The following is a 20,616-nucleotide window of genomic DNA, read 5'->3' as shown; positions in this document are numbered from 1 at the left end:
CAAAAACAGTTCCTCAAAGGAAACACTGTCATGAGTGCGCAACGAAGTCCGCTGATCGAGTCCCGCTCGATCGATTTCATTCCCGAGGCCGAACGTCACGGCAGCCTCTACAGCCAGTTCACTTTGTGGCTGGGTGCCAACCTGCAAATCACCGCCATCGTCACCGGCGCGCTGGCTGTGGTGTTGGGCGGCGATGTGTTCTGGTCGCTGATCGGCTTGCTGATCGGGCAGGTGCTGGGCGGGGCTGTAGTGGCACTGCACGCGGCGCAAGGGCCCAAACTCGGGTTGCCGCAAATGATCTCCAGCCGTGTGCAGTTCGGGGTGTACGGGGCGGCCATTCCGATTGTGCTGGTGTGTCTGATGTACCTCGGGTTCAGCGCCACGGGTGCGGTATTGTCGGGGCAGGCGATTGCGCAGTTGATCAGTGTCAGCGACAGCGCCGGCATCCTGATTTTTGCGGCGTGCATCGCCTTTCTGACGATCTTCGGCTATCGGGTGATTCACCTGGTCGGTCGGGTGGCCAGCGTGTTGGGCATCATTGCCTTCGTCTACCTGTTCACCCGTTTGTTGACCCTCAACGACATCGGCCTACTGCTGGAAAACCGTCATTTTGCCTGGAGCACCTTTTTGCTGGCGGTGTCGCTCTCGGCGTCCTGGCAGATCGCGTTCGGGCCGTATGTGGCGGACTACTCGCGCTACCTGCCGAGCAAGACGTCGTCATGGAAAACCTTCGCCGCCGTCGGCCTGGGCACGGTGATCGGGGCGCAGGCTTCAATGGTGCTTGGGGTGTTCGCCGCAGCGCTGGCGGGGGCGAATTTCCGCGGGCACGAAGTGGCGACCATCGTCGGTCTGGGCAGTACCGGCGTGATCGCGTCGTTGCTGTACCTGAGCATCGTGTTCGGCAAGGTCACGGTGTCGACCCTCAATGCCTACGGCAGCTTCATGTGCGTGGCGACCATCATCAGTGGTTTTCGTCGCCGCCTGGAAATCACCGCCGGCCAGCGCATGCTGTTCGTGCTGCTGATTGTCGCGGCGTCCACCACTGTGGCATTGCTGGGGCAGTACTCGTTCCTCAACTCGTTCAAGTATTTCATCCTGTTTTTGCTGACGTTCTTCACCCCGTGGAGCGCGATCAACCTGGTGGATTACTACTTCATCAACAAGGAGCGTTATGACATTGCGGCACTGTCCGACCCGAACGGGCGTTATGGTCGCTGGAACGTGCCGGGGATCAGCGTCTATGTGATCGGCGTGCTGATCCAGCTGCCTTTTGTCGACACCCATTTCTACTCCGGGCCGATGGTTGCGCAACTAGGTGGCGTGGATATTTCCTGGATTGTCGGGCTGGTGGTGCCGGGGCTGATGTATTACGCGTTGGCCAAACCGTCGATGAGTGCGGTGGTGGAGCGGGGTTCGAAGGCCTGAATCAACGCTCGGGAAGTGTCCAGCGCTGGCGCAACTGCTCGTACTGCGCTTGCGGCAGTTGCACCAGCACCGGGGATTTGCTCGGGTCGAGCCAGTCGAACAGCTGCACGATGTTCGCCGGGTCCATGGCCGTACAGCCACGGGTCGGCGCGCTGGGACCGCGCCAGAGGTGGAAGAAAATGCACGAGCCGGCAGCGGGCGTGGCCGGGGTGTTGTGCTGGATGAAAATGCCCTGGCGATACAGCTCATCCGAACGGCGCATCCGTTCGGAACTGCTCCAGTCTTTGTCGACGACCGCGCCGTCGACCAGTTCGTTGTAACGCCTGGATTGGCTGTCATCCACGCATTCGATGGTCGGTGTCAGCGACAGATAGGGCAGGCGGGTCTCGGCCGAAGGCGCGTAGCCGAACGCCGATCCCAGCTTGAATATCCCGGCCGGTGCCTTGCCATCGCCTTCCTGCTTGACCGGCCCTTCGCGTTGTTCGATGTCGAGTAAACCTCTGCCCCAACCCATACCGTTCTTGCCAAGGACAATCGCGAATGGCGCGTCGAATTTTTCAAAGGTCTGCCCGTGTCGTTCATAGCGCTGGGCCACGCCCTGAGTGTCATTCCAGTTTTTACTGGTGACCACGATCAGTTGATCGCTGCCGTCGAGTCCCTGGGCCATCGCGGCCAATGGAAACAACAGCGTCAGCAGGGTGTTGATCAGCGTGTTCATGGCTGCAACGGCGTAATGGGGAAATCCATCACGTCCGGCTTGGGTGGATTCCCGCTGAAGGTAAAGTGCCACCACTCGGTGGAATAACCGTTGAATCCTGCTTTTGCCATCGCGCTGTTGAGTCGCTGTCGATTGGCTTTGGCGGTTGCGCTGATTTGCGCCGAATCCGTATGCGCACGTTCATCGAAGCAATCAAACCCGGTGCCCATGTCCTGCGCACCATCTTTCCAGCGCTGGCCGTAAGGCGCGGTGCAATCGACCGGTGTGGCGGAAGGTGTCCAGGTGTCGGCGGGCGGGGCGCCGGGGCCGGTCAGCGTCAGGTCGACGGTGTTGCCCCGGGAGTGATTGGACACGCGAGCCACATAACCCAGGCGCCAGAAATCCTGCTTGTCGACGCGGGGGTAAAACTCGGCCTTGAGTGGGTCTCCCGGCTCGTTGGCGAAGCGGCCCATGTCCGCCACCGCACGAGTCGGTCGATAGCAGTCGAACACCTTCAAGCCATAACCCTCGGCTTTCAGCGCGGCTTGCACCCGGGCGAGGGCCCTGGCGGCGTCCACCGTCAACAGGCATTCGGGCGCCTGATAACCCTCGAGCGCATGCCCGGTGAAGTTGTGGGCGCTGGCGTAGCGGATGTCCTGCTCGATGCCTGGATCAATGGCGCGCAAGTACACCATGTGCTCGGGCTTTGGCGCGTCGGCCATGCACGGTGCGGCGAGGCTCAGGCACAGCATCAACAGACAGGGTGAACGCGACATCGGGAACGGCTCCATGCATGACCAGTCTGCTCATGATGGCTTGAAACCGTCGGCACCTCCATGAAGTTGTTGATCGGCATGGTACGACGAGCGCACCAGCGGGCCAGACGCTACGTTCCTGAACCCCATCCGTGTGCCTTCCTCGGCGAACCAGGCGAACGTGTCCGGATGCACGAAACGCTGCACTGGCAAGTGGCTGCGCGACGGTTGCAGGTATTGGCCGAGGGTCAGCATGTCGATGTCGTGCTCGCGCATGCGCTGCATGACTTCGATGACTTCGTCGTCGGTTTCGCCAAGGCCGAGCATCAGGCCGGATTTGGTCGGCACGTGCGGCACCGATTGCTTGAATTTCTGCAGCAGGTCCAGCGACCACTCGAAGTCCGAACCCGGCCGCGCTGCCTTGTACAGACGCGGCACGGTTTCCAGGTTGTGGTTGAACACATCCGGTGGCTCAGCGGCGGTGATCGCCAGCGCGACGTCCATGCGCCCGCGATAATCGGGCACCAGGGTTTCCAGTTGAATGCCGGGCGAGAGCTTGCGGATCTCACGCAGGCAGTCGACGAAGTGTTGGGCACCACCGTCGCGCAGGTCGTCGCGGTCCACCGAGGTGATCACTACGTACTTCAAGCGCAGCTCGGCGATGGCCACGGCCAGGTTCATCGGCTCGTTGGCATCCAGCGGCTTGGGCCGGCCATGACCGACATCGCAGAACGGGCAGCGGCGGGTGCAGATGTCGCCCATGATCATGAACGTCGCCGTGCCCCCGGAAAAACACTCACCGAGGTTGGGGCATGAGGCTTCTTCGCAGACGCTGTGCAGCTTGTGTTTGCGCAGCAGTTGCTTGATCCGGTCGACCTCGGGAGAGATCGGCATACGTACGCGAATCCAGTCGGGTTTGCGCGGCAATTCTTCCGTGGGAATGATCTTCACAGGAATCCGCGCAACCTTTTCCGCGCCGCGCAGTTTGGTGCCGATTTCTACTTTGGCTGGACTATTGCCGGTCGATTCGACAATGGCATTCATGATGCTTTCCTTTTACGCGAACGGGAGGGTGATTTGCCCTGATGCTTCCTGTAGGAGCCCGGCTTGCCGGCGATGACATCCTTCAGGGCACCATCGCCAGCAAGCCGGCTCCTACAAGAGCGGATCACCGCGTGGTCAGTCGCGGTAGACGGGGAAGTCGGCGCACAACGCGGCGGCCTGCCGGGCAACATTGGCTTCGATATCGGCATCGCCCAAGTGATCGAGGATGTCGCAGATCCAGCCCGCCAACGCAATGCTCTGCGCTTCCTTAAAGCCACGGCTGGTGATCGCCGGCGTACCGATGCGCAGGCCCGAGGTCACGAATGGCGACTGCGGATCGTTGGGCACGGCGTTCTTGTTCACGGTGATACCGGCACGTCCGAGAGCGGCGTCGGCGTCTTTGCCGGTAAGGCCCTGGCGGATCAGGCTGACCAGGAACAAGTGGTTATCCGTGCCGCCGGACACCACGTCGTATCCACGCTCGATAAAAACTGCGGCCATGGCTTGGGCGTTACGGATCACTTGCGCCTGATAGGTCTTGAAGCCTGGCTCCAGCGCTTCCTTGAAGCACACAGCCTTGGCCGCGATCACGTGCATCAGCGGGCCGCCCTGACCACCGGGGAACACGGCCGCGTTGAACTTTTTCTCAAGTTCAGGATTGGCCTTCGCCAGAATCAGACCACCACGCGGGCCGCGCAGGGTCTTGTGGGTGGTGGTGGTAACCACGTCGGCGTAGGGCAGGGGATTGGGGTACAGACCGGTCGCCACCAACCCGGCAACGTGGGCCATGTCGACGAAAAAGTACGCGCCGACCTTGTCCGCAATCTGACGGAAGCGCGGGAAGTCCAGGGTCTTCGAATAGGCCGAGAACCCGGCGATGATCATTTTCGGTTTGTGCTCAACGGCCAGGCGCTCGACTTCGTCGTAATCGATCAGCCCTGTTTTGGTGTCGATGCCGTATTGCACCGCGTTGTAGAGCTTGCCGGAAAAACTCACCTTGGCGCCGTGGGTCAGGTGACCGCCATGGGCCAGGCTCATGCCTAGCACGGTGTCGCCGGCTTGCAGCAGGGCCAGATAAATCGCGGCATTGGCCTGGCTGCCAGAGTGCGGCTGGACGTTGGCGTAGTCGGCGCCGAACAATTGTTTGGCGCGGTCGATGGCCAGTTGCTCGACCACATCGACGTGCTCGCAGCCGCCGTAGTAACGCTTGCCCGGATACCCTTCGGCGTACTTGTTGGTCAGGCCGCTGCCTTGCGCTTCCATCACCCGTTGGCTGGTGTAGTTCTCCGAGGCAATCAGTTCGATGTGGTGTTCCTGCCGCGCATCCTCGGCGTTCATCGCCGCCAGCAGTTCGTCGTCGTAGCCTTTGATCTGGTCGTGCTTGCTGAACATGGTGTGGTCCTTATTCGGAATTCAGGGAGGGGGCTTCAGGCGTCGGCGTGTTCTGCGGTCAATTGCTCGTAGGCGTCCTGATCCAGCAGTTCGCTCAAAGCTTCAGGGTCTGCGGGTTTGAAGCGAAAGAACCAGCCTTCGCCCAAGGGGTCTTCGTTAACCCGTTCCGGGGTGCTTTCCAGCGTCGTGTTGATCTCGACCACTTCACCGTCCAGCGGCATGCCGATGCTGCTGGCGGCTTTCACCGATTCGAGCACCGACACTTCAGCGCCTGCATCGAAGGCGCCCAGTTCAGGCACCTGAACGAACACCACATCCCCCAGCGCCTGCTGGGCAAATGCGGTGATGCCGACGGTGACCAGGCCATCGGCGTCAAGCCGCAGCCATTCGTGATCGACTGTAAAACGCAATTGGCTCATCTCAGTTCCTTATTATTTTTGGACGCATTCAGGGCTCCTGGCAGGGCAACGAGCGGAGCTGAGGTTGAGTTAGCAAGGGCGGTGCCAAGGTTGATTAGTTGTTTTAAATCAATGGCTTGATGTTATCTCGTTAAGTGCGCACCATTTCATTTGTATTGAAATCAATACAGCCAAGCAGGGATGTGAGCGCAGACACCGTAAAGGCGGCTGGGAAGGAGATTGTCTTGATTTCGCTACGCTGTATCGATTTTCATACGAGAAGTGCAGAAGCAACACAGTCTCCTGTAGGAGCGAGCCTGCTCGCGATGAGGGCGTGTCAGTTGAAATGTAGGTTGACTGTCAGGCCGCTATCGCGAGCAGGCTCGCTCCTACAGGGGAATGTGATCCGGCAGATCACTCAGGGCTTGGCTGGAATGCCGTACTTGCGCAAGCGAATCGCAATTGCGCTATGGGATGTCTGCAACCGTGCAGCCAATAACCGGCTCGACGGATAGCTGCGATAAAGCTGCTCCAGCAGGTTCTTCTCAAAGTCGCCAACCGCTTCTTCCAGGCTGCCGACTTCGCCGTCGTTCTGCCGCTCCACCGCTGTGCGGGCGATGTCCAGGTCGTCGATGTCCACCAGCGGGTTTTCGCAAATCGCCGCCGCGCGGAAAATCACGTTTTGCAGTTGTCGCACATTGCCCGGCCAGCGGTTGCCGAGCAGGGCGCTGAAGGTGCTCGGCGCCAGGCGACACACCGGTCGCTGGATCTGCGCGCACGCCTGTTGCATGAAGTGATTGGCCATCAGCAGGATGTCGTGACCGCGCTCGCGCAGTGGCGGCACTTGCAGGTTGAGCACATTGAGGCGGTAGAACAGGTCTTCGCGAAACCGCCCTTCGGCGACCATTTTTTCCAGGTCGCGGTGGGTCGCGCTGAGCACCCGCACATTGACCCGGACCTCCTTGTCGCCACCGACCCGCCTGAAGCAGCCATCGCTCAGGAAACGCAGCAATTTGGCTTGCAGGTAGGGCGACATTTCCCCCACTTCATCAAGGAACACCGTGCCCTGATCGGCCAGTTCCAGCAGACCGAGTTTGCCGCCCCGTTGCGCGCCGGTGAAGGCGCCAGGGGCGTAGCCGAACAGCTCGCTTTCGGCCAGGCTTTCAGGCAATGCCGCGCAGTTCAGCGCCAGGAACGGAGAGTCGTGGCGGGCACTGATCGCATGGCAGGCGCGGGCCACCAGTTCCTTGCCGGTGCCGGTTTCGCCTTGAATCAGCAGCGGCGCATCCAGGGCCGCCACCCGTTGCGCACGGGCCTTGAGCGCACGGATTGGCGGCGATTCGCCGAGCAACGCATCGAAACCTTCGGCATGGTCGTGGTGCAACGCCGACAGTCGCTCACCGATGCGATTGGGTTGATACAGGGTGAGCAGGGCGCCGGCATCAGTGATCGGCATCGCGTCGAGCAGCAAAGTCTGGCCACCGAGACTGACCTCGTGCATCGGCAGGCGGAAATGGTGAGCGATCAAAGTGCGTTGCAAATCGGCATCGTCAAACAGGGCGGTCAACGACTCACCGGCCGGTTCACGCCCGCAGAGGGCAATCAGTGCCGGGTTCGCCAGCAGCACATGGCCGCGGTCATCCACCGCCAGCACCGGGTCGGAACTGGCGGCCAGCAACGCGTCCAGTTGCAGGCGGCGCCGTTGCCCCGGAAGGATGTCGACCATGGTCACCGCTTGCACGCCATGCACACCAAACAGTGCTTCGCGCAACTCCTCCAGCACCTCGGCGCCAAGGGTTGGCGCATCGATGTAGACGTTCGGCGGCACCATTTCCACGGCGTCCAGGTTGAAGCTGCGCCCGCCGAGCAGGGCCAGCACTTCCTGGGTGATGCCGACGCGGTCGATGAAGGTGACGTGGATGCGCATGGGGGGCCTGCAAGGTTGGCGAACTAAAATCAGTATGCCCGGCAAAATTTGAATTTGGCGAGTGTCACATCACGGCTGGCCGGTTTTACGGGCGCTGGTGGCCAGATCCTCAAGGAACGCTTGCAGGATCGGCGGCGGTGCCGTGCCGCGCCGGGTGATCACATCGAACGGCGATTTCAGGAGCAGGCTCGTCGGGGCCAACTGGTGCATCTCGCCGTTCTTGACCCACTGGGCGGCGAAGTGCTCGGGCAGAAAACCCAGGTAGGCGCCGGAAATGATCAGGATCGCGGTGGCCTCGATGTTGTCCACGGTGGCGGCCGCCTTGCTCACGCCCAGGTGTTCGAGGTCGTGTTGCTGCATGTAGCCGCGCACGACAATCCGCCCCGCAGCGACTTCTTCGAGCAACTCCTCACCTTCAGCCTGACTGCCATACAACGGGTGGCGCCGTCCGCAATACAAGCCCAAAGCTTCCTGGTACAGCGGTGATTGCAACAACCCCGGCACATGGATCGGGAAGTGCCCGATGGCCAGGTGCAAGCGGCCGTCGAGTACCCGTTCTTCCAGTTCCGCCGGGGTGCCGACGTACACGTTCAGGTGCACGTCATGGCCCCGTGAAACGAAGCGCTGGGTGGTGCGCGGGATCGGCGAGTCGGGGTCGGTGATCGTGGTGTCGATGATTCCCAGGTTGAGCTTGCCGCTGATGTGCTGCTTGAGCACGTCGGCGTCCATGCAGAAATTTTCCACCGCCGACAGCAGGCGCTGGGTGGCTTCATGGATCGCCACCCCTTGTTCGGTCAGGCGAAAGCCGCTGCGCCCGCGCTGGCAGAGCTTGACCCCAAGGCGGGTTTCCAGATGGGTCATCTGTTCGCTGATGGTGGACTGCCCGGCGTTCAACGCGGCTTGTGCGGCGGAAAACCCGCCGCAACGGACAATCGTGGCAAACACCCTGAGCAACTTCAGATCGACATCGTGCAGTTGAATCACCTGGAACCTCCCGCCTGTGGATGCATCGGTAATGCCGATATGAGTATCTGATGTTTAGCATTTTTTCCACGAAAACCTGCGCCCATAGTCTTTCCAACGGCGGTCGCCTTGCAGTTCCGCCAAGCCGATAACAAGAAGTGGAGAGGCTAGAAATGTCGAACAACGGTTATGAATCCGGTCGTCTGAACCTGCCATTCGTGGGTCATTGCACCTTTGGCAAATCCCCGGTGTGCACCGATTGGGATGCACTGGATGCCGACGTCGCGGTGCTTGGCGTACCCAATGACATGGGTACCCAGTGGCGCTCCGGTGCACGCTTCGGACCACGCGGGATTCGTGAAGCATCGACGCTGTTTTCCTTCGGCCACGCTGGCGCCTACGATCACGAAGATGACGTGATGTACCTCACCGCATCGGACGTGCGCATGGTCGACGTCGGTGATGCCGACATCGTCCACACCGACATGGTCACCAGCAACAAGAACACCGAATACGCCGTGCGCAAGATCCTCGATGCCGGCGTGATGCCGGTGGTACTCGGCGGCGACCACTCGGTGCACGCGCCAGTGATCAAGGCCTTCGAAGGCCGCGGTCCGATCCACATCATTCACTTCGATGCGCACCTGGATTTCGTCGACGAACGCCACGGTGTTCGCTACGGCCACGGCAACCCGCTGCGCCGCGCTTCGGAAATGAATCACATCGTCGGCATGACCCAGATGGGCATCCGCAACGTCTCGTCGTCCAACCGCGACGACTACGAAGCGGCTCATGAAGCAGGTTCGAAAATCCTCTCGGTACGCGACGTTCGCCGTCTCGGGGTCGAAGGTGTGCTGGCGCTGATCCCGCAGAACATCAACTACTACATCACCATCGACATCGACGGTTTCGACCCGTCCATCGCCCCCGGCACCGGCACCCCGAGCCACGGCGGTTTCCTCTACTACGAAGTGCTGGAAATCATCCAGGCCCTGGCCAAGCGCAGCAAAGGCAACATCGTCGGCATGGACCTGGTGGAAGTGGCACCGGTCTACGACCCGACCGGCATGACCTCGATCCTCGCCGCGCAACTGCTGCTCAACAGCATCGGTTTCATCTTCCACGAGCGGGGCAAGGTGCGGGCCGCCGCCGAGAGCGAATCGACTCCAGCCTGAACATCGAAACCAGAGACCCGGCAGGCTCTGACTGCCGGGCAGAGAGAATAAAAATGGATACGATCGTCAAGAGTTACCTGCAAAAATTCGGCGTCAGCGAAGCCACCCAGACCTTCCTCAGCAAGGTCCAGAAAATGTTCATCGGCGGTGCCTGGGTCGAAGCCAGCGACGGCCAGACGTCCGATGTGATCGAACCTTCGACCGAAGGCCTGATCACCCGCATTCCCATGGGCACCACCGACGACCTGGACCGCGCTGTGCAGGCTGCCCGTGCGCAGTTCGACGGTGGCGCCTGGCGTCAGGCCAAACCGGCCGAACGCGAGCGCATGATGCAGCGCCTGGCTGACCTGATCGAACAGAACGCTGCCGAGCTGGCGGAAATCGAATCCATCGACATGGGGAAATCGGTTGCCTTCGCCAAGGACGTGGACATCCAGGGCACCGTCGATACCTTGCGTTACTTCGCCGGCTGGGCCACCAAGCTTCACGGGCGCACCGTCGAGCCGTCGCTGCCGGGCAATTACCTGGCCTATACCCGCAAGGAAGCGGTCGGTGTGGTCGGCGCCATCGTGCCGTGGAACTTCCCGCTGCAAACCATGGCCTGGAAGCTCGGCGCGGCGCTGGCGACCGGTTGCACCGTAGTGGTCAAGCCTGCTGAACTGACCTCGTTGTCGGCCCTGCGTTTTGCTGAACTGGTGCAGGAAGCGGGCATCCCCGACGGCGTGATCAACATCGTCACCGGGCGCGGCAGCGTGGTCGGTGCCGCCATGGCTACTCACCCGGGCATCGACAAACTGACCTTCACCGGCTCGACTCCGGTCGGCCAGACGGTTGGTCGCGCAGCGCTGGATGACATGAAGCGCCTGACCCTCGAACTCGGCGGTAAATCACCGGTCATCGTCTGCGCCGACGCCGACATCCCGGCCGCTGCCCAGGCAGTCGCCAACGGCGTGTTTTTCAACTCTGGGCAGGTATGCGACGCCGGTACACGGGCCTATATTCATAGCAGTGTCTACGACGAATTCCTGCGCGAACTGATCGCCTACACGCGCACCCTGAAAATGGCTCCGGGCCTGGATCCTGATTGCTTCATCGGCCCGCTGGTCTCGGCCCTGCAAAAGCAGCGTGTGACCGAGTACATCGAAACCGGCAAGGCCGAAGGCGCCGAACTGGTCTACGGCGGTCAACCGGTCGATGGCCCTGGCTTCTTCGTCGAGCCGACCATTTTTGCCAACTGCCGCAATGACATGCGCATCGTCCAGGAAGAGATTTTCGGGCCGGTGCTGGTCACCGCACCGTTCGACGACGAGGAAGACGCGCTGGACCTGGCCAACGACTCCCCCTACGGCCTGGCGGCGGCACTGTACTCCAACGACCTGGGCAAAGTGCACAGCCTGATTCCACGCTTGAAGGCAGGCTCGGTCTACGTCAACGCCCACGGCACCCTTGATCCATCGATGCCGTTCGGTGGCTACAAGCAGTCCGGGTTTGGCAAAGACCTGGGCGCCGAGCAGCTCGACTACCTGCTCGAAACCAAGGCGGTGTGGATCACGCTGCCAAGCTGACACCAGCCCCTTGTAGGAGCGAGCCTGCTCGCGATGAACCCCAGTACACCACGGGGTGTCAGGTTGCCAGCATTATCGTTGGCGACCATCGCGAGCAGGCTCGCTCCTACAGGTTTTACACCATTGAACATCAGGAACGGCATGGAGGCCCAACGGGCGTCGTTCACCCGAAACAACGCGGTTATCTCGTCATGATCTTCCAACAATAAGAGTCCATCATGAACACTAACGCCAAGTCCGCCACGAGCGTGCCTGCCCTCGACGAAAAGTCTGTCGTCGAGGGGCATTCGATTGACTTTATCCCCGAAAACGAGCGCACCGACAAACTGGCCAGCCAAGGCCCGTTCTGGTTCCTCGGCAACTTCACCTTCTTCACCATGACCATCGGCTTCGTCGGCCCAAGCGTCGGCTTGACCGCGCTGTGGACCACGCTCGCCGGTACGCTGGGCATCATGTTCGGCACGCTGTTCATGGCGTTTCACGGTTCGCAAGGCCCGCACCTTGGCTTGCCGCAGATGATCCAGTCCCGGGCGCAGTTCGGTTATCGCGGGGTGATCCTGGTGCTGCTGGCGACGCTGTTCGTGTTCGCCGGCTTCAACATTGTCAACCTGGTGCTGATGATGCAGGGGCTGCACACGCTGTTCGGGTTCAACCCGGCGGTGATCGCGGTGGCGGTGACCATTCCGGCGGCGGTGCTGGCGATTCTCGGCCATGACTGGATGCACCGCAGCTTCAAATGGGCGCTGTTTCTGTCATTGCCGCTGTATGGCCTGGTGACCGTGGCGGTGGTGATGGGCTGGGTGCCGGATGCGGTGCTGCCGGCACTCGCAGAAGGCGAAGTGGCCCGTGAGCCGCTGGGTTTCAACTGGACCGGTTTCATTGCGCAGTTTGCGGCGGCCGCCAGCTACAACATCGCCTATGCGCCTTATGTGTCGGACTACTCGCGCTACCTGCCGAAGAACACCTCCAGCGGCAAGCTGATCGCCGTGGTGTTCCTCGGGGCATCGCTGTCCGGTGCGTGGATGATTTCCGTGGGTGGCTGGCTGGCCGATCACCTGCACTCCACTGACGTGCTGGTAGCCCTCGGGCAAGTCGGCAACACCGTGTCGCCGCTGGTGGGTACGGCGGTGGTGGTGGTCACCATCCTGGCGTTCCTGCCGGTGATCGCGATGAACATCTACAGCGCCAAGCTGACCACGCTGACCTGCGTCGACTCTATCAAACACATCGAACCCACCCGCAAGGCCCGCATCCTGGCCATCGGCTTCGTGATCCTGCTGCAACTGGGCGTGGCCCTGAGCATCCAGAGCACGGGCAAAGGCCTGTCGGTTCTCGGCATCTACCTGGTGGTGATGCTGTACTTCCTGGTGCCCTGGACCTCGGTCAACCTTACCGACTACTTCTTCGTGCGCAAGGGCCGCTACGCCATCCCGCACTTCTTCATGCCCCACGGCAACATCTACGGCAGCTGGGGCCTGCGCGGAATCGCCGCCTATGCCATCGGTTTTATCTCGATGATCCCGTTCTTCTACATCTTCGACGGCGTTGAACAACGCGAGGTGTATGTCGGCCCTCTCGCCAAAGCGCTGGGCAGCATCGACATCGCCTGGCTGGTCGGGTTGATCGTCTCGGGCGTGGCGTATTACTGGCTGAGCCGCTCGATCGATCTCAAACACGAAGAAGTGGTGATCCAGCAGATCGAGAAAACCTCTCCTCAATACACCACTGGCGACACGCTGACCCACAAACAGCAGCCACCGCGGGTATTCACTGAATCGACGGTCGGGAGATAACTATGACCACGCAAAAAATGGCTACGCAAAAATACGACTACATCATCATTGGCGCAGGCTCGGCAGGTTGTGTGTTGGCCAACCGCCTGAGCGAAGACCCGGCGACCTCGGTGCTGGTCCTGGAGTTCGGCGGCAGTGACAAGAGCGTAGTGATCCAGATGCCGAGCGCATTCTCGATCCCGATGAACACCAAGAAGTACAACTGGCGCTACGAAACCGAGCCGGAAACGCACCTCAACGGCCGACGCATTCACTGCCCCCGGGGCAAGGTGCTGGGCGGTTCGTCGTCGATCAACGGGCTGGTGTACATCCGTGGGCACGCACTGGATTTTGACGAGTGGGAATCCCTGGGTGCCGAAGGCTGGGGCTATCGCAACTGCCTGCCGTACTTCAAGCGGGCAGAAAGTTATGAATCGGGTGGCGACAGCTATCGCGGGCAGACCGGGCCGCTGCACACCACCAACGGCAATCACATGAAAAACCCGCTGTACGGGGCCTGGGTGGAAGCTGGGGCGGAGGCGGGCTACATCAAGACCGAAGACTGCAACGGCTACATGCAGGAAGGGTTTGGCGCGATGCACATGACCGTGAAAAACGGTGTGCGCTGCTCCACCGCCAACGCCTATCTGCGCCCGGCCATGGGCCGTCCGAATCTGACGGTGGTCACCCATGCGATGACCCGTCAGGTCATCCTCGAAGGCAAGCGTGCGGTAGGGGTCATGTATGACCACGGGGGGCAGACCCACCAGGTGTACTGCAACCGCGAAGTGCTGATCTCGTCCGGGCCGATCGGCTCGCCGCACCTGCTGCAACGCTCGGGCATCGGCCCGGCGGCCGTCCTGCGCAAGGCCGGGATCGGCGTGCGGCATGACCTGCCGGGCGTAGGGGAGAACCTGCAGGACCATGCCGAGGTGTACATCCAGTTCGGCTGCAAGGAACCGGTGACCCTCAACAACAAGATGGACCCGCTGAGCAAGCTGATGATCGGCCTGCGCTGGTTGCTGTTCAAGGACGGCCTGGGCGCCACCAACCACTTCGAGGCCGGTGGTTTCATCCGCTCCGAGAAAGGCCTGCGCTGGCCGGACATCCAGTTCCACTTTCTGCCGGCAGCGATGCGCTACGACGGCAACAAGCCGATCAAGGGCCATGGCTTCATGGTGCTCACAGGTCCCAACAAGCCGAAAAGTCGCGGCTATGTGCGCGTACGTTCAGCCGATCCGTACGAGCATCCGGAAATCCGTTTCAACTACCTGGAGCGGGAAGAGGACCGTGAAGGCTTCCGTCGTTGCATTCGCCTGACCCGCGAGATCATCGGCCAGAAAGCCATGGACCGCTTCCGTGATGGTGAGATCGCCCCGGGCGCCCAGGTGACCAGTGATGAAGACCTCGACGCCTTCGTGCGCGACAACCTGGAAAGCACCTACCATCCGTGCGGTTCGTGCCGCATGGGCGAGGACGATATGGCGGTGGTCGATTCCGAGTTGCGCGTGCGCGGCATCACCGGGCTACGGGTGATCGATTCGTCAGTGTTCCCGACCGAGCCGAACGGCAACCTCAATGCGCCGACCATCATGCTTGCCGAGCGTGCCTCCGATCTGGTGCGTGGTGCACAGATGTTGCCGTCTGCGGATGTGCCGGTGGGTCTGGTCGAAGGCTGGGAAAGCAGTCAGCGCACTTCGTTGCCGGGGCGTAACGTGCGCGTGTAACCCTTGTAGGAGCTGGCTTGCCGGCGATGGCGGCCGGCCTGACACACCGAGTCGCCTGGTTCGCCAGCAAGCCGGCTCCTACGGGTGATCTTCGTCGGAAAATATTACGTCGTTGTTCCGTTGCCATTGCTAGTCTGTAATTCCTTGAGACCGCAATGGAGCAACCTCATGGCTATTCAGGCCCTGCGCGCCGACGCATCGCACATCGATCAAATCGCCCCTTTGTTTGACGCTTACCGGGTGTTCTACGAGCAGCCGTCGAACCTTGCGCAATCACGCGCCTTCATCGCCGAGCGTATCGCCCGGGATGAATCGGTGATTTTTCTTGCCCAGGACGCTGACGGTGAAAACCTCGGCTTCGTCCAGTTGTTCCCGACGTTTTCTTCCATCGACGCCCATCGCACCTGGCTGCTCGGTGATCTGTTCACCACACCTGCCGCCCGGGGCAAAGGCGTCGGCACGCTGCTGATGAACACCGCTCGCGACTTTGTGAAGCTGGCCGGTGGCAAAGGCATGACTCTGGAAACCGCCACCGACAACTTCACCGCCCAGCGACTGTATGAATCACTGGGCTGGGTGCGCGATCCCGGTTACTACACCTATGGGCTGGATTTGAGGAAAGCCTGAATCAGCGTGCCTGATCGCCGAACACCGGCCGCATGAATGAACGCTCGTAGCTGAGGATGAACTTCCTGTCCTCGGCGTACTTGAAGGCGGCGATGCAGTCTGGATCGTCCATCGACTGCTGGCGGTAATGTTCATACGTCGCCAGGCTCGGGAAGGTGAACAGCGCCAGGGCGATGTTGTTGGCGCCCTCCGACGGCAGAAAATAGCCGTGGTGCTGGCCGCCGAATTTTTCCACCAGGGGAATCCACAACTTGCCGTAATGCTCGAACGCTTCGAGCTGGTAAGGGTCAAGCACGTACTTCAGGTAGCAGGTCACCATTGCTTCGTTCCTTGTCACGTTGTGTGGGCAGTCGCCACTGTAATCAACGCAGCGCGCAATCGACAAATGTTAGTGAATACCCGGCGATCCCTTGTAGGAGCGAGCTTGCTCGCGATGGTCGCCAACGATTACGCGTGCTATCTGGCTAGCCGTGGCGCATCTGAGTCCATCGCGAGCAGGCTCGCTCCTACAGGGGGGCGATTTGAAGAAATTGCGGGCAAAAAAAAGCTGCCTTAAGTGGCAGCGGAAGATAAAGCACGCATTTGATAGGCCGAGTATGGCGCCCGGTACATGACAATTCGATGACGGATGAACAATTGAGCGGATGGCCGGTGCTGTCATCTGGATGTCATCGAAGAGGGTGCAAGATCCTCGCAAACCGTCCTGAGTGCCCGGCGACCAGAAATCGGCCGGCAGACGAACTTGCAAGGAACCCTTATGAAAGACGCCCCCCTGTTTGCCGCCATCGACCTGGGCTCCAATGCGTTTCGCATGATGATTGGCCAGTCGGTACGGCGCAACCAGCAGATGGTTATCCAGGAAGTCAGAACCCTGCGTGAACCGGTGCGGTTGGCGGAGGGTTTCCAGGGTGGGGCGCTGGATGAACTGGCGCTGGATCGCGGTTGGCAGGCGCTGGCGCGATTCGGCAAGAAACTGCGCGGTTTCGAGGCGGTTCGCGTGCGGGCCGTGGCGACCAGCGCAGTGCGCGAGGCGGACAATGCACCGCTGTTCCTGGCCACCGCCGAGCGTCACCTGGGGTTTCGCATTGACGTTATTTCCGGGCATGAAGAAGCACAACTGGTTTACGCCGGTGTGGCCCACACGCTGCCGGATGCGCAAAGCACGCGGCTGGTGGTGGACATCGGCGGCGGTTCGACGGAAATGATCATCGGCCGTGGCGACCGGGTGCTCAGCACCGAGAGTATCGCCATCGGCAGCGGGACTTTTGGCGCCCGTTACTTTTACGGCGGGCGGATCATGGCTCAAGCGCTGCAGGAGGCCGAGCGCGTGGCCACGTTGCAGTTCGAGCAAGTCGCCCGCCGTTACCGCGTCATGGGCTGGCAGCAAGCGATTGGTTCGTCAGGCACCGCGCGGATGCTGGCCAAGGTGCTCAAGGCCAACGGCTTGAATGACGAGGGACAAAGCGGCATCACTTACGGCGGACTGTTGCGCCTGTCCCTGCGCCTGCTGGAAATCAAACACGTCAAGCACCTCAAGTTGGCAGGCCTGCCCACCCATCGCATGAGCATGTTGCCCGGTGGTCTGGTGGTGATGCTGGCGGCGTTCAAAGTGTTGGGGATCACGCATATGACGGCGTCTGAGCCGGGTCTGCGGTTCGGCGTGCTGCATGGGTTGATGAGCAAACCTCGGGGCTGATCGACGAGCGCATCAAGGAACTGGGAGGCTGACGCGGGGAAACCCAGGCCCGTGTCCGCACCATTGATTCAGGAAGCGAACTCATTGCCTCCCGAACCAAAAGGTAACCCCTGTAGGAGCGAGCTTGCTCGCGATAGCAGTGGGTCAATGAATAATCCGCTGTCTGATACGCCCTCATCGCGAGCAAGCTTGCTCCTACAGATTTGGCGTTCACCTGACCGTTTTGGATATCCGTAGCCGTCATGTTCCAATAGCCAGCAATCGCAGTCTGGAACCGGAACATGAAGAACATCGCCGCATTGATCCTCTACTCAGCGCTCGTGCTCAGCACTCCCGCCCTTGCTGCCGGCGATGTACAGGCCGGGGAGAAAGTCTACAAGCGCCTCTGCAGCGGCTGCCACCAGATCGGCGAATCGGCTCGCGCCTTCTTCGGCCCGCAGCTCAATGGCGTGATCGGTCGCCAATCCGCCGTCACCACGGACTACGTGTATTCCGATGCGATGAAGTCCGCCAACCTGGTCTGGGACCGCGAAACCCTGATCGCCTACCTCGAGGCGCCGAAGAAAGTCGTGCCCGGCACCCGCATGATTTTCTGGGGCCTCAGCGATCCGGAAAAAATCGAAGACCTGCTGGCCTACCTGCAAACCTTCCCGGCCCAAGGCCTACGATCTACTGTCCGAGCTCTACCCGGACCGTGAAGTGGTGCAGCTCAATATTCGGCGGGCGGGGGCGGCATCCACTGTGTGACCAGTCATCAGCCGCTGGCCTGATCGGTTGCCCTCAATTTCCGGCACCACACAAAACCGTAGGAGCAAGCTTGCTCGCGATAGCGGTGGATCAGTCCATAAAGATGCAAACTGACCCCCCGTCATCGCGAGCAAGCTTGCTCCTACAGGGGGCTTTGGTGGGTCAGGCTTTACTGGCTTTCAGATAAGCCCCCAACCGTTGCCCCATCTGCTCACCCAGTGCCTGCAAGCCACTCAACGGCCGCACCATCACCTCAAACTCGACAATCTTGCCCTGGTCATTGAAGCGAATCATGTCGATGCCCTTCAGCTCCTTTTCACCTACCCTGGCGCTGAATTCGAGAATCACGTTCAAGCCATCCCCGGTTGCCAGCTCGCGGTGATAGGCAAAGTCTTCGAACACGTTCATCACCGTATTGAGAATCATCGATACCACGGGCGCACCCGGATACGGCGTGTGCGCCATCGGCGAGCGGAACACCGCTTGCGGGTCGAGCAGCTCGGGCAGGGCGCTCAGGTCCTTGCGGCTGATCATTTCGTGCCACTGCTCGAGCGTGACGGCAACGTTGGCGTTCAAGTTCAGTTCGGCCATGTTCAACTCCTGTTTTTTATTGTTGTTTGCTTCGAAAACGCTGGTGGATGACCTGGGCTGCGTCGTCCGCCCATTGACTGTAAATCATTGGTCCCGGATGAAAACCATCGCTGGCCATCAACCCCGCCTCGGGTGCGAGCGGGGTGCTGAGCATCGTACATTGATCCACGTTGGCTGCCAGTTGCGCCAGATGCGCGTTGAAACGACGGGCTCGAAAACCCAGGTACCAGCGCAGCGGCTGTGGCAATGCGGGAAACAGGTGCATCGGTGGAAGCGGGGAGACGACAATCTGCTGCACAGCGAATTTTTCGCACAACAGCGCCATCAGTTGTCGCTGCCGGATCAACCACTGATCCAGTGAGAGCGCGCTGGTGACATCGTTGACACCAATCGACAGCAGCACCACATCGAACGGCTCTGGCGCGTGCTGTTGAAGCAAGTCGAGTAATGCTTGTGAATCCAGACCCGACTGCGCCCAGAGTTTCCACGACACACGAAAGTCAGCCGCCAAACGCCCGACCAACCGGCCGCTGAGGGCGTCACACTGAGTCAAAGCACCAACGCCCGCCGCCGCACTGTCGCCGACGATCAACAGGCGCAGGGCATCGCCGATGCCCGCCACACCCTGACGCTCGCCCGCAGCCTCCGGCAACCTGGGCGTCACCCGGCGGGTATACAGCCCTTGGGCCAACAGCAGCGGGCCGAGGATAATTTTGGCCAGGGTTTCAACGTGGCTCATGAGGGGATTATCCGGAGAACTCATCGTCGAAAATGCTTTCGATCGGCAACGCAAAGACCCGGGCGATCTGGAAAGCCAGCGGCAGGCTGGGATCGTAACGACCGTTTTCGATGGCATTGATCGTCTGCCGCGAAACCTTCAGCAGCGCCGCCAGATCAACCTGCGACCACTTGCGTTCGGCGCGCAGTTCCTTGAGGCAGTTGTTCATTGATAACGTCGCTTGGCCAGCCTGAGCCCGACCATCCACATCAAGCCCATCACCGGCCATACACAGACCCATGACACGTGGGGAAAGCCGACGTTTTCCAGAAAACCGTAGGTGAACGTCAGCAGCGCCGACGCGGCAAAGGCGAAACCCAGGGCTTCGTACTGGATGCGCAGGTGCATTTCGTCCAGCGTGCGCATGTTGCGCACCACCGCCCAGCACATCAGCCCCGCGGGGATCATCGGTAGCAGGGTGATGATGATCTTCAGCGCAATCGCCATGTCCTGCTGGTCTTTGAGCAAGATCAGCGAAGTGATCAAAAGTATCGTGTACAGCGCCATCGCCGCGCCCATTTCCATATAAAAGCGTTTCATTGCATCCTCCTGATGTAAAAGACCCTTTACATGTTCGCCGGAGTTTTTCCGGATGTAAAGGGTGTTTTACATACGACAGCTGTAGGAGCGAGCACGCTCGCGATGGACTTGAGAGCGCCGCGTGTAAGCGGTCACACGCGTTATCGTTAGCCTCCTTCGTCGGAACGCCGCCCGGAGCATGCTCACCCCTACACTGGTTCGGAACTAGATCCGCTGAGAATTCAATGCTTGTCCACCACACACAACTCACCCGTCGCCCGAATCATCGCCTGTCCGTGCAGGTAATCCTTGATCAACGCAGAACGCCCTTTGGCCAGCCACTGCGGGCAATTCGGGTCGTTGCGGTAGGGCAGGAACGCGGCGTATTGCTTGAGCAAAGTGATTTGCAGTTTGTCGAGCTTTGGTCGGATCTCGGTCTCGAGGTTTGGCCGGGGCGTATCCGGCGCCTTGTGCGCAGCTTGCCACTGGGCGATGCGACCGTACTGCACCAGTTTGCTGGCTTCGATCTGCGCGGCGATCAGGTCGGCGACATCGTCCGGGTCGAGTTTGCGCTGGGCGGCCTGCTTGCGGGCGTTGGCAATCACTTGCGCTTCCCGGGCGCTGTCCTGAATCGGCTTGCCGCTGTCCCATTTGGTCAGCGCCACTTGCTCACTGATCTGCAAGCGCTCGTTCATCGTCGCCAACAGCGGTTGCAAGGCATCGGGCGCGGGAGGCGGCGCACTCGCCTGGGCGCCATGGGCGAGGCAGACAAGAAAGGCACTCGTCAGCAGGTGCGGCAGGCATGGGGAGCGGGGCAT

Annotated in this window: 21 protein-coding genes and 1 pseudogene; 9 read left to right on the top strand and 13 right to left on the bottom strand. The window is 60.8% G+C overall.

The features are described 5' to 3' along the window. Nucleotides 1-30 precede the first annotated feature (30 nt). Nucleotides 31-1,425, top strand: a complete 1,395-nt coding sequence (locus AD668_RS28015; RefSeq protein WP_053164404.1) for a cytosine permease — start codon at nucleotides 31-33, stop codon at nucleotides 1,423-1,425. A gap of 1 nt (nucleotide 1,426) precedes the next feature. On the opposite strand, the gene AD668_RS28010 is transcribed toward AD668_RS28015, so the two are convergent. The 7 genes from AD668_RS28010 to AD668_RS27980 all read right to left on the bottom strand — a co-directional run bounded on the left by AD668_RS28010 (nucleotide 1,427) and on the right by AD668_RS27980 (nucleotide 8,622). Continuing rightward, nucleotides 1,427-2,143, bottom strand: a complete 717-nt coding sequence (locus AD668_RS28010) for a L,D-transpeptidase (protein WP_053164402.1) — start codon at nucleotides 2,141-2,143, stop codon at nucleotides 1,427-1,429. After that, the gene (locus AD668_RS28005) at nucleotides 2,140-2,898 is read right to left on the bottom strand and encodes a M15 family metallopeptidase (RefSeq protein ID WP_053164400.1); all 759 of its coding nucleotides are present in this window, start codon (nucleotides 2,896-2,898) and stop codon (nucleotides 2,140-2,142) included. Before AD668_RS28005 ends, AD668_RS28010 begins: the two co-directional genes overlap by 4 nt. Nucleotides 2,899-2,928: 30 nt before the next feature. Further along, nucleotides 2,929-3,921: a lipoyl synthase gene (gene lipA / locus AD668_RS28000; RefSeq protein ID WP_053164398.1), complete on the bottom strand. Its 993-nt coding sequence runs from the start codon at nucleotides 3,919-3,921 to the stop codon at nucleotides 2,929-2,931. A gap of 135 nt (nucleotides 3,922-4,056) precedes the next feature. Further along, nucleotides 4,057-5,313: a serine hydroxymethyltransferase gene (gene glyA / locus AD668_RS27995; RefSeq protein WP_053164396.1), complete on the bottom strand. Its 1,257-nt coding sequence runs from the start codon at nucleotides 5,311-5,313 to the stop codon at nucleotides 4,057-4,059. Between the two features lie 35 nt (nucleotides 5,314-5,348). Continuing rightward, entirely contained in the window at nucleotides 5,349-5,732 is a 384-nt protein-coding gene (gcvH, locus tag AD668_RS27990) for a glycine cleavage system protein GcvH (RefSeq protein ID WP_053164394.1), read from the bottom strand. Between the two features lie 397 nt (nucleotides 5,733-6,129). Continuing rightward, nucleotides 6,130-7,638, bottom strand: a complete 1,509-nt coding sequence (locus AD668_RS27985; RefSeq protein ID WP_053164393.1) for a sigma-54-dependent transcriptional regulator — start codon at nucleotides 7,636-7,638, stop codon at nucleotides 6,130-6,132. A gap of 69 nt (nucleotides 7,639-7,707) precedes the next feature. Further along, on the bottom strand, nucleotides 7,708-8,622 hold the full coding sequence (locus AD668_RS27980; protein ID WP_053164391.1) for a LysR family transcriptional regulator: 915 nt from the start codon (nucleotides 8,620-8,622) through the stop codon (nucleotides 7,708-7,710). Between the two features lie 152 nt (nucleotides 8,623-8,774). Between AD668_RS27980 and speB the strand changes: the two genes are divergently transcribed. The 5 genes from speB to AD668_RS27955 all read left to right on the top strand — a co-directional run bounded on the left by speB (nucleotide 8,775) and on the right by AD668_RS27955 (nucleotide 15,467). Then, on the top strand, nucleotides 8,775-9,776 hold the full coding sequence (gene speB, locus AD668_RS27975) for an agmatinase (protein ID WP_053164389.1): 1,002 nt from the start codon (nucleotides 8,775-8,777) through the stop codon (nucleotides 9,774-9,776). A 53-nt stretch (nucleotides 9,777-9,829) separates the two neighbouring features. Further along, nucleotides 9,830-11,341: an aldehyde dehydrogenase gene (locus AD668_RS27970; protein ID WP_053164386.1), complete on the top strand. Its 1,512-nt coding sequence runs from the start codon at nucleotides 9,830-9,832 to the stop codon at nucleotides 11,339-11,341. Between the two features lie 218 nt (nucleotides 11,342-11,559). Further along, entirely contained in the window at nucleotides 11,560-13,134 is a 1,575-nt protein-coding gene (locus AD668_RS27965; protein WP_053164384.1) for a cytosine permease, read from the top strand. 17 nt (nucleotides 13,135-13,151) lie between these two features. Then, nucleotides 13,152-14,840, top strand: a complete 1,689-nt coding sequence (gene betA / locus AD668_RS27960) for a choline dehydrogenase (RefSeq protein WP_053164483.1) — start codon at nucleotides 13,152-13,154, stop codon at nucleotides 14,838-14,840. A gap of 168 nt (nucleotides 14,841-15,008) precedes the next feature. After that, nucleotides 15,009-15,467, top strand: a complete 459-nt coding sequence (locus AD668_RS27955; protein WP_053164383.1) for a GNAT family N-acetyltransferase — start codon at nucleotides 15,009-15,011, stop codon at nucleotides 15,465-15,467. A 1-nt stretch (nucleotide 15,468) separates the two neighbouring features. Here AD668_RS27955 and AD668_RS27950 read toward each other — a convergent pair whose 3' ends face one another. Beyond that, nucleotides 15,469-15,786 (bottom strand): NIPSNAP family protein, encoded by a 318-nt coding sequence (locus AD668_RS27950; RefSeq protein ID WP_053164381.1) that lies wholly within the window; start codon nucleotides 15,784-15,786, stop codon nucleotides 15,469-15,471. Nucleotides 15,787-16,224: 438 nt separating this feature from the next. On the opposite strand from AD668_RS27950, the gene AD668_RS27945 reads away from it, so the two are divergent. From AD668_RS27945 to AD668_RS29710, 3 genes and pseudogenes are all read left to right on the top strand, one after another. Further along, complete coding sequence (locus AD668_RS27945) at nucleotides 16,225-17,163, top strand: phosphatase (RefSeq protein ID WP_053164379.1); 939 nt, start codon at nucleotides 16,225-16,227, stop codon at nucleotides 17,161-17,163. A gap of 281 nt (nucleotides 17,164-17,444) precedes the next feature. Beyond that, nucleotides 17,445-17,861: a c-type cytochrome gene (locus AD668_RS27940; RefSeq protein ID WP_053164377.1), complete on the top strand. Its 417-nt coding sequence runs from the start codon at nucleotides 17,445-17,447 to the stop codon at nucleotides 17,859-17,861. Then, nucleotides 17,821-17,933: pseudogene (locus AD668_RS29710) on the top strand (agmatine deiminase family protein); the annotation flags it as partial. The gene AD668_RS27940 and the pseudogene AD668_RS29710, both read left to right, overlap by 41 nt. Before the next feature lie 139 nt (nucleotides 17,934-18,072). Here the strand turns inward: AD668_RS29710 and AD668_RS27935 are convergent. The 5 genes from AD668_RS27935 to AD668_RS27915 all read right to left on the bottom strand — a co-directional run bounded on the left by AD668_RS27935 (nucleotide 18,073) and on the right by AD668_RS27915 (nucleotide 20,616). Continuing rightward, nucleotides 18,073-18,501, bottom strand: coding sequence for a nuclear transport factor 2 family protein (locus AD668_RS27935; protein WP_053164375.1), 429 nt, complete (start codon nucleotides 18,499-18,501; stop codon nucleotides 18,073-18,075). Nucleotides 18,502-18,517: 16 nt separating this feature from the next. Then, nucleotides 18,518-19,240, bottom strand: coding sequence for an SGNH/GDSL hydrolase family protein (locus AD668_RS27930; RefSeq protein WP_053164373.1), 723 nt, complete (start codon nucleotides 19,238-19,240; stop codon nucleotides 18,518-18,520). A gap of 7 nt (nucleotides 19,241-19,247) precedes the next feature. Then, nucleotides 19,248-19,448 (bottom strand): helix-turn-helix transcriptional regulator, encoded by a 201-nt coding sequence (locus tag AD668_RS27925; RefSeq protein ID WP_053164371.1) that lies wholly within the window; start codon nucleotides 19,446-19,448, stop codon nucleotides 19,248-19,250. Then, complete coding sequence (locus AD668_RS27920; protein WP_053164369.1) at nucleotides 19,445-19,819, bottom strand: hypothetical protein; 375 nt, start codon at nucleotides 19,817-19,819, stop codon at nucleotides 19,445-19,447. Before AD668_RS27920 ends, AD668_RS27925 begins: the two co-directional genes overlap by 4 nt. A gap of 221 nt (nucleotides 19,820-20,040) precedes the next feature. Then, nucleotides 20,041-20,616 carry a chorismate mutase gene (locus AD668_RS27915; RefSeq protein ID WP_053164367.1) on the bottom strand — a complete coding sequence of 192 codons (576 nt, stop codon included), beginning with the start codon at nucleotides 20,614-20,616 and terminating at the stop codon, nucleotides 20,041-20,043.

Source organism: Pseudomonas sp. P1.8 (genome assembly GCF_001269805.1).
GTDB lineage: Bacteria > Pseudomonadota > Gammaproteobacteria > Pseudomonadales > Pseudomonadaceae > Aquipseudomonas.
The sequence above is the reverse complement of the archived record's forward strand: the minus strand, read 5'-3'. Positions and strand labels throughout refer to the sequence as shown.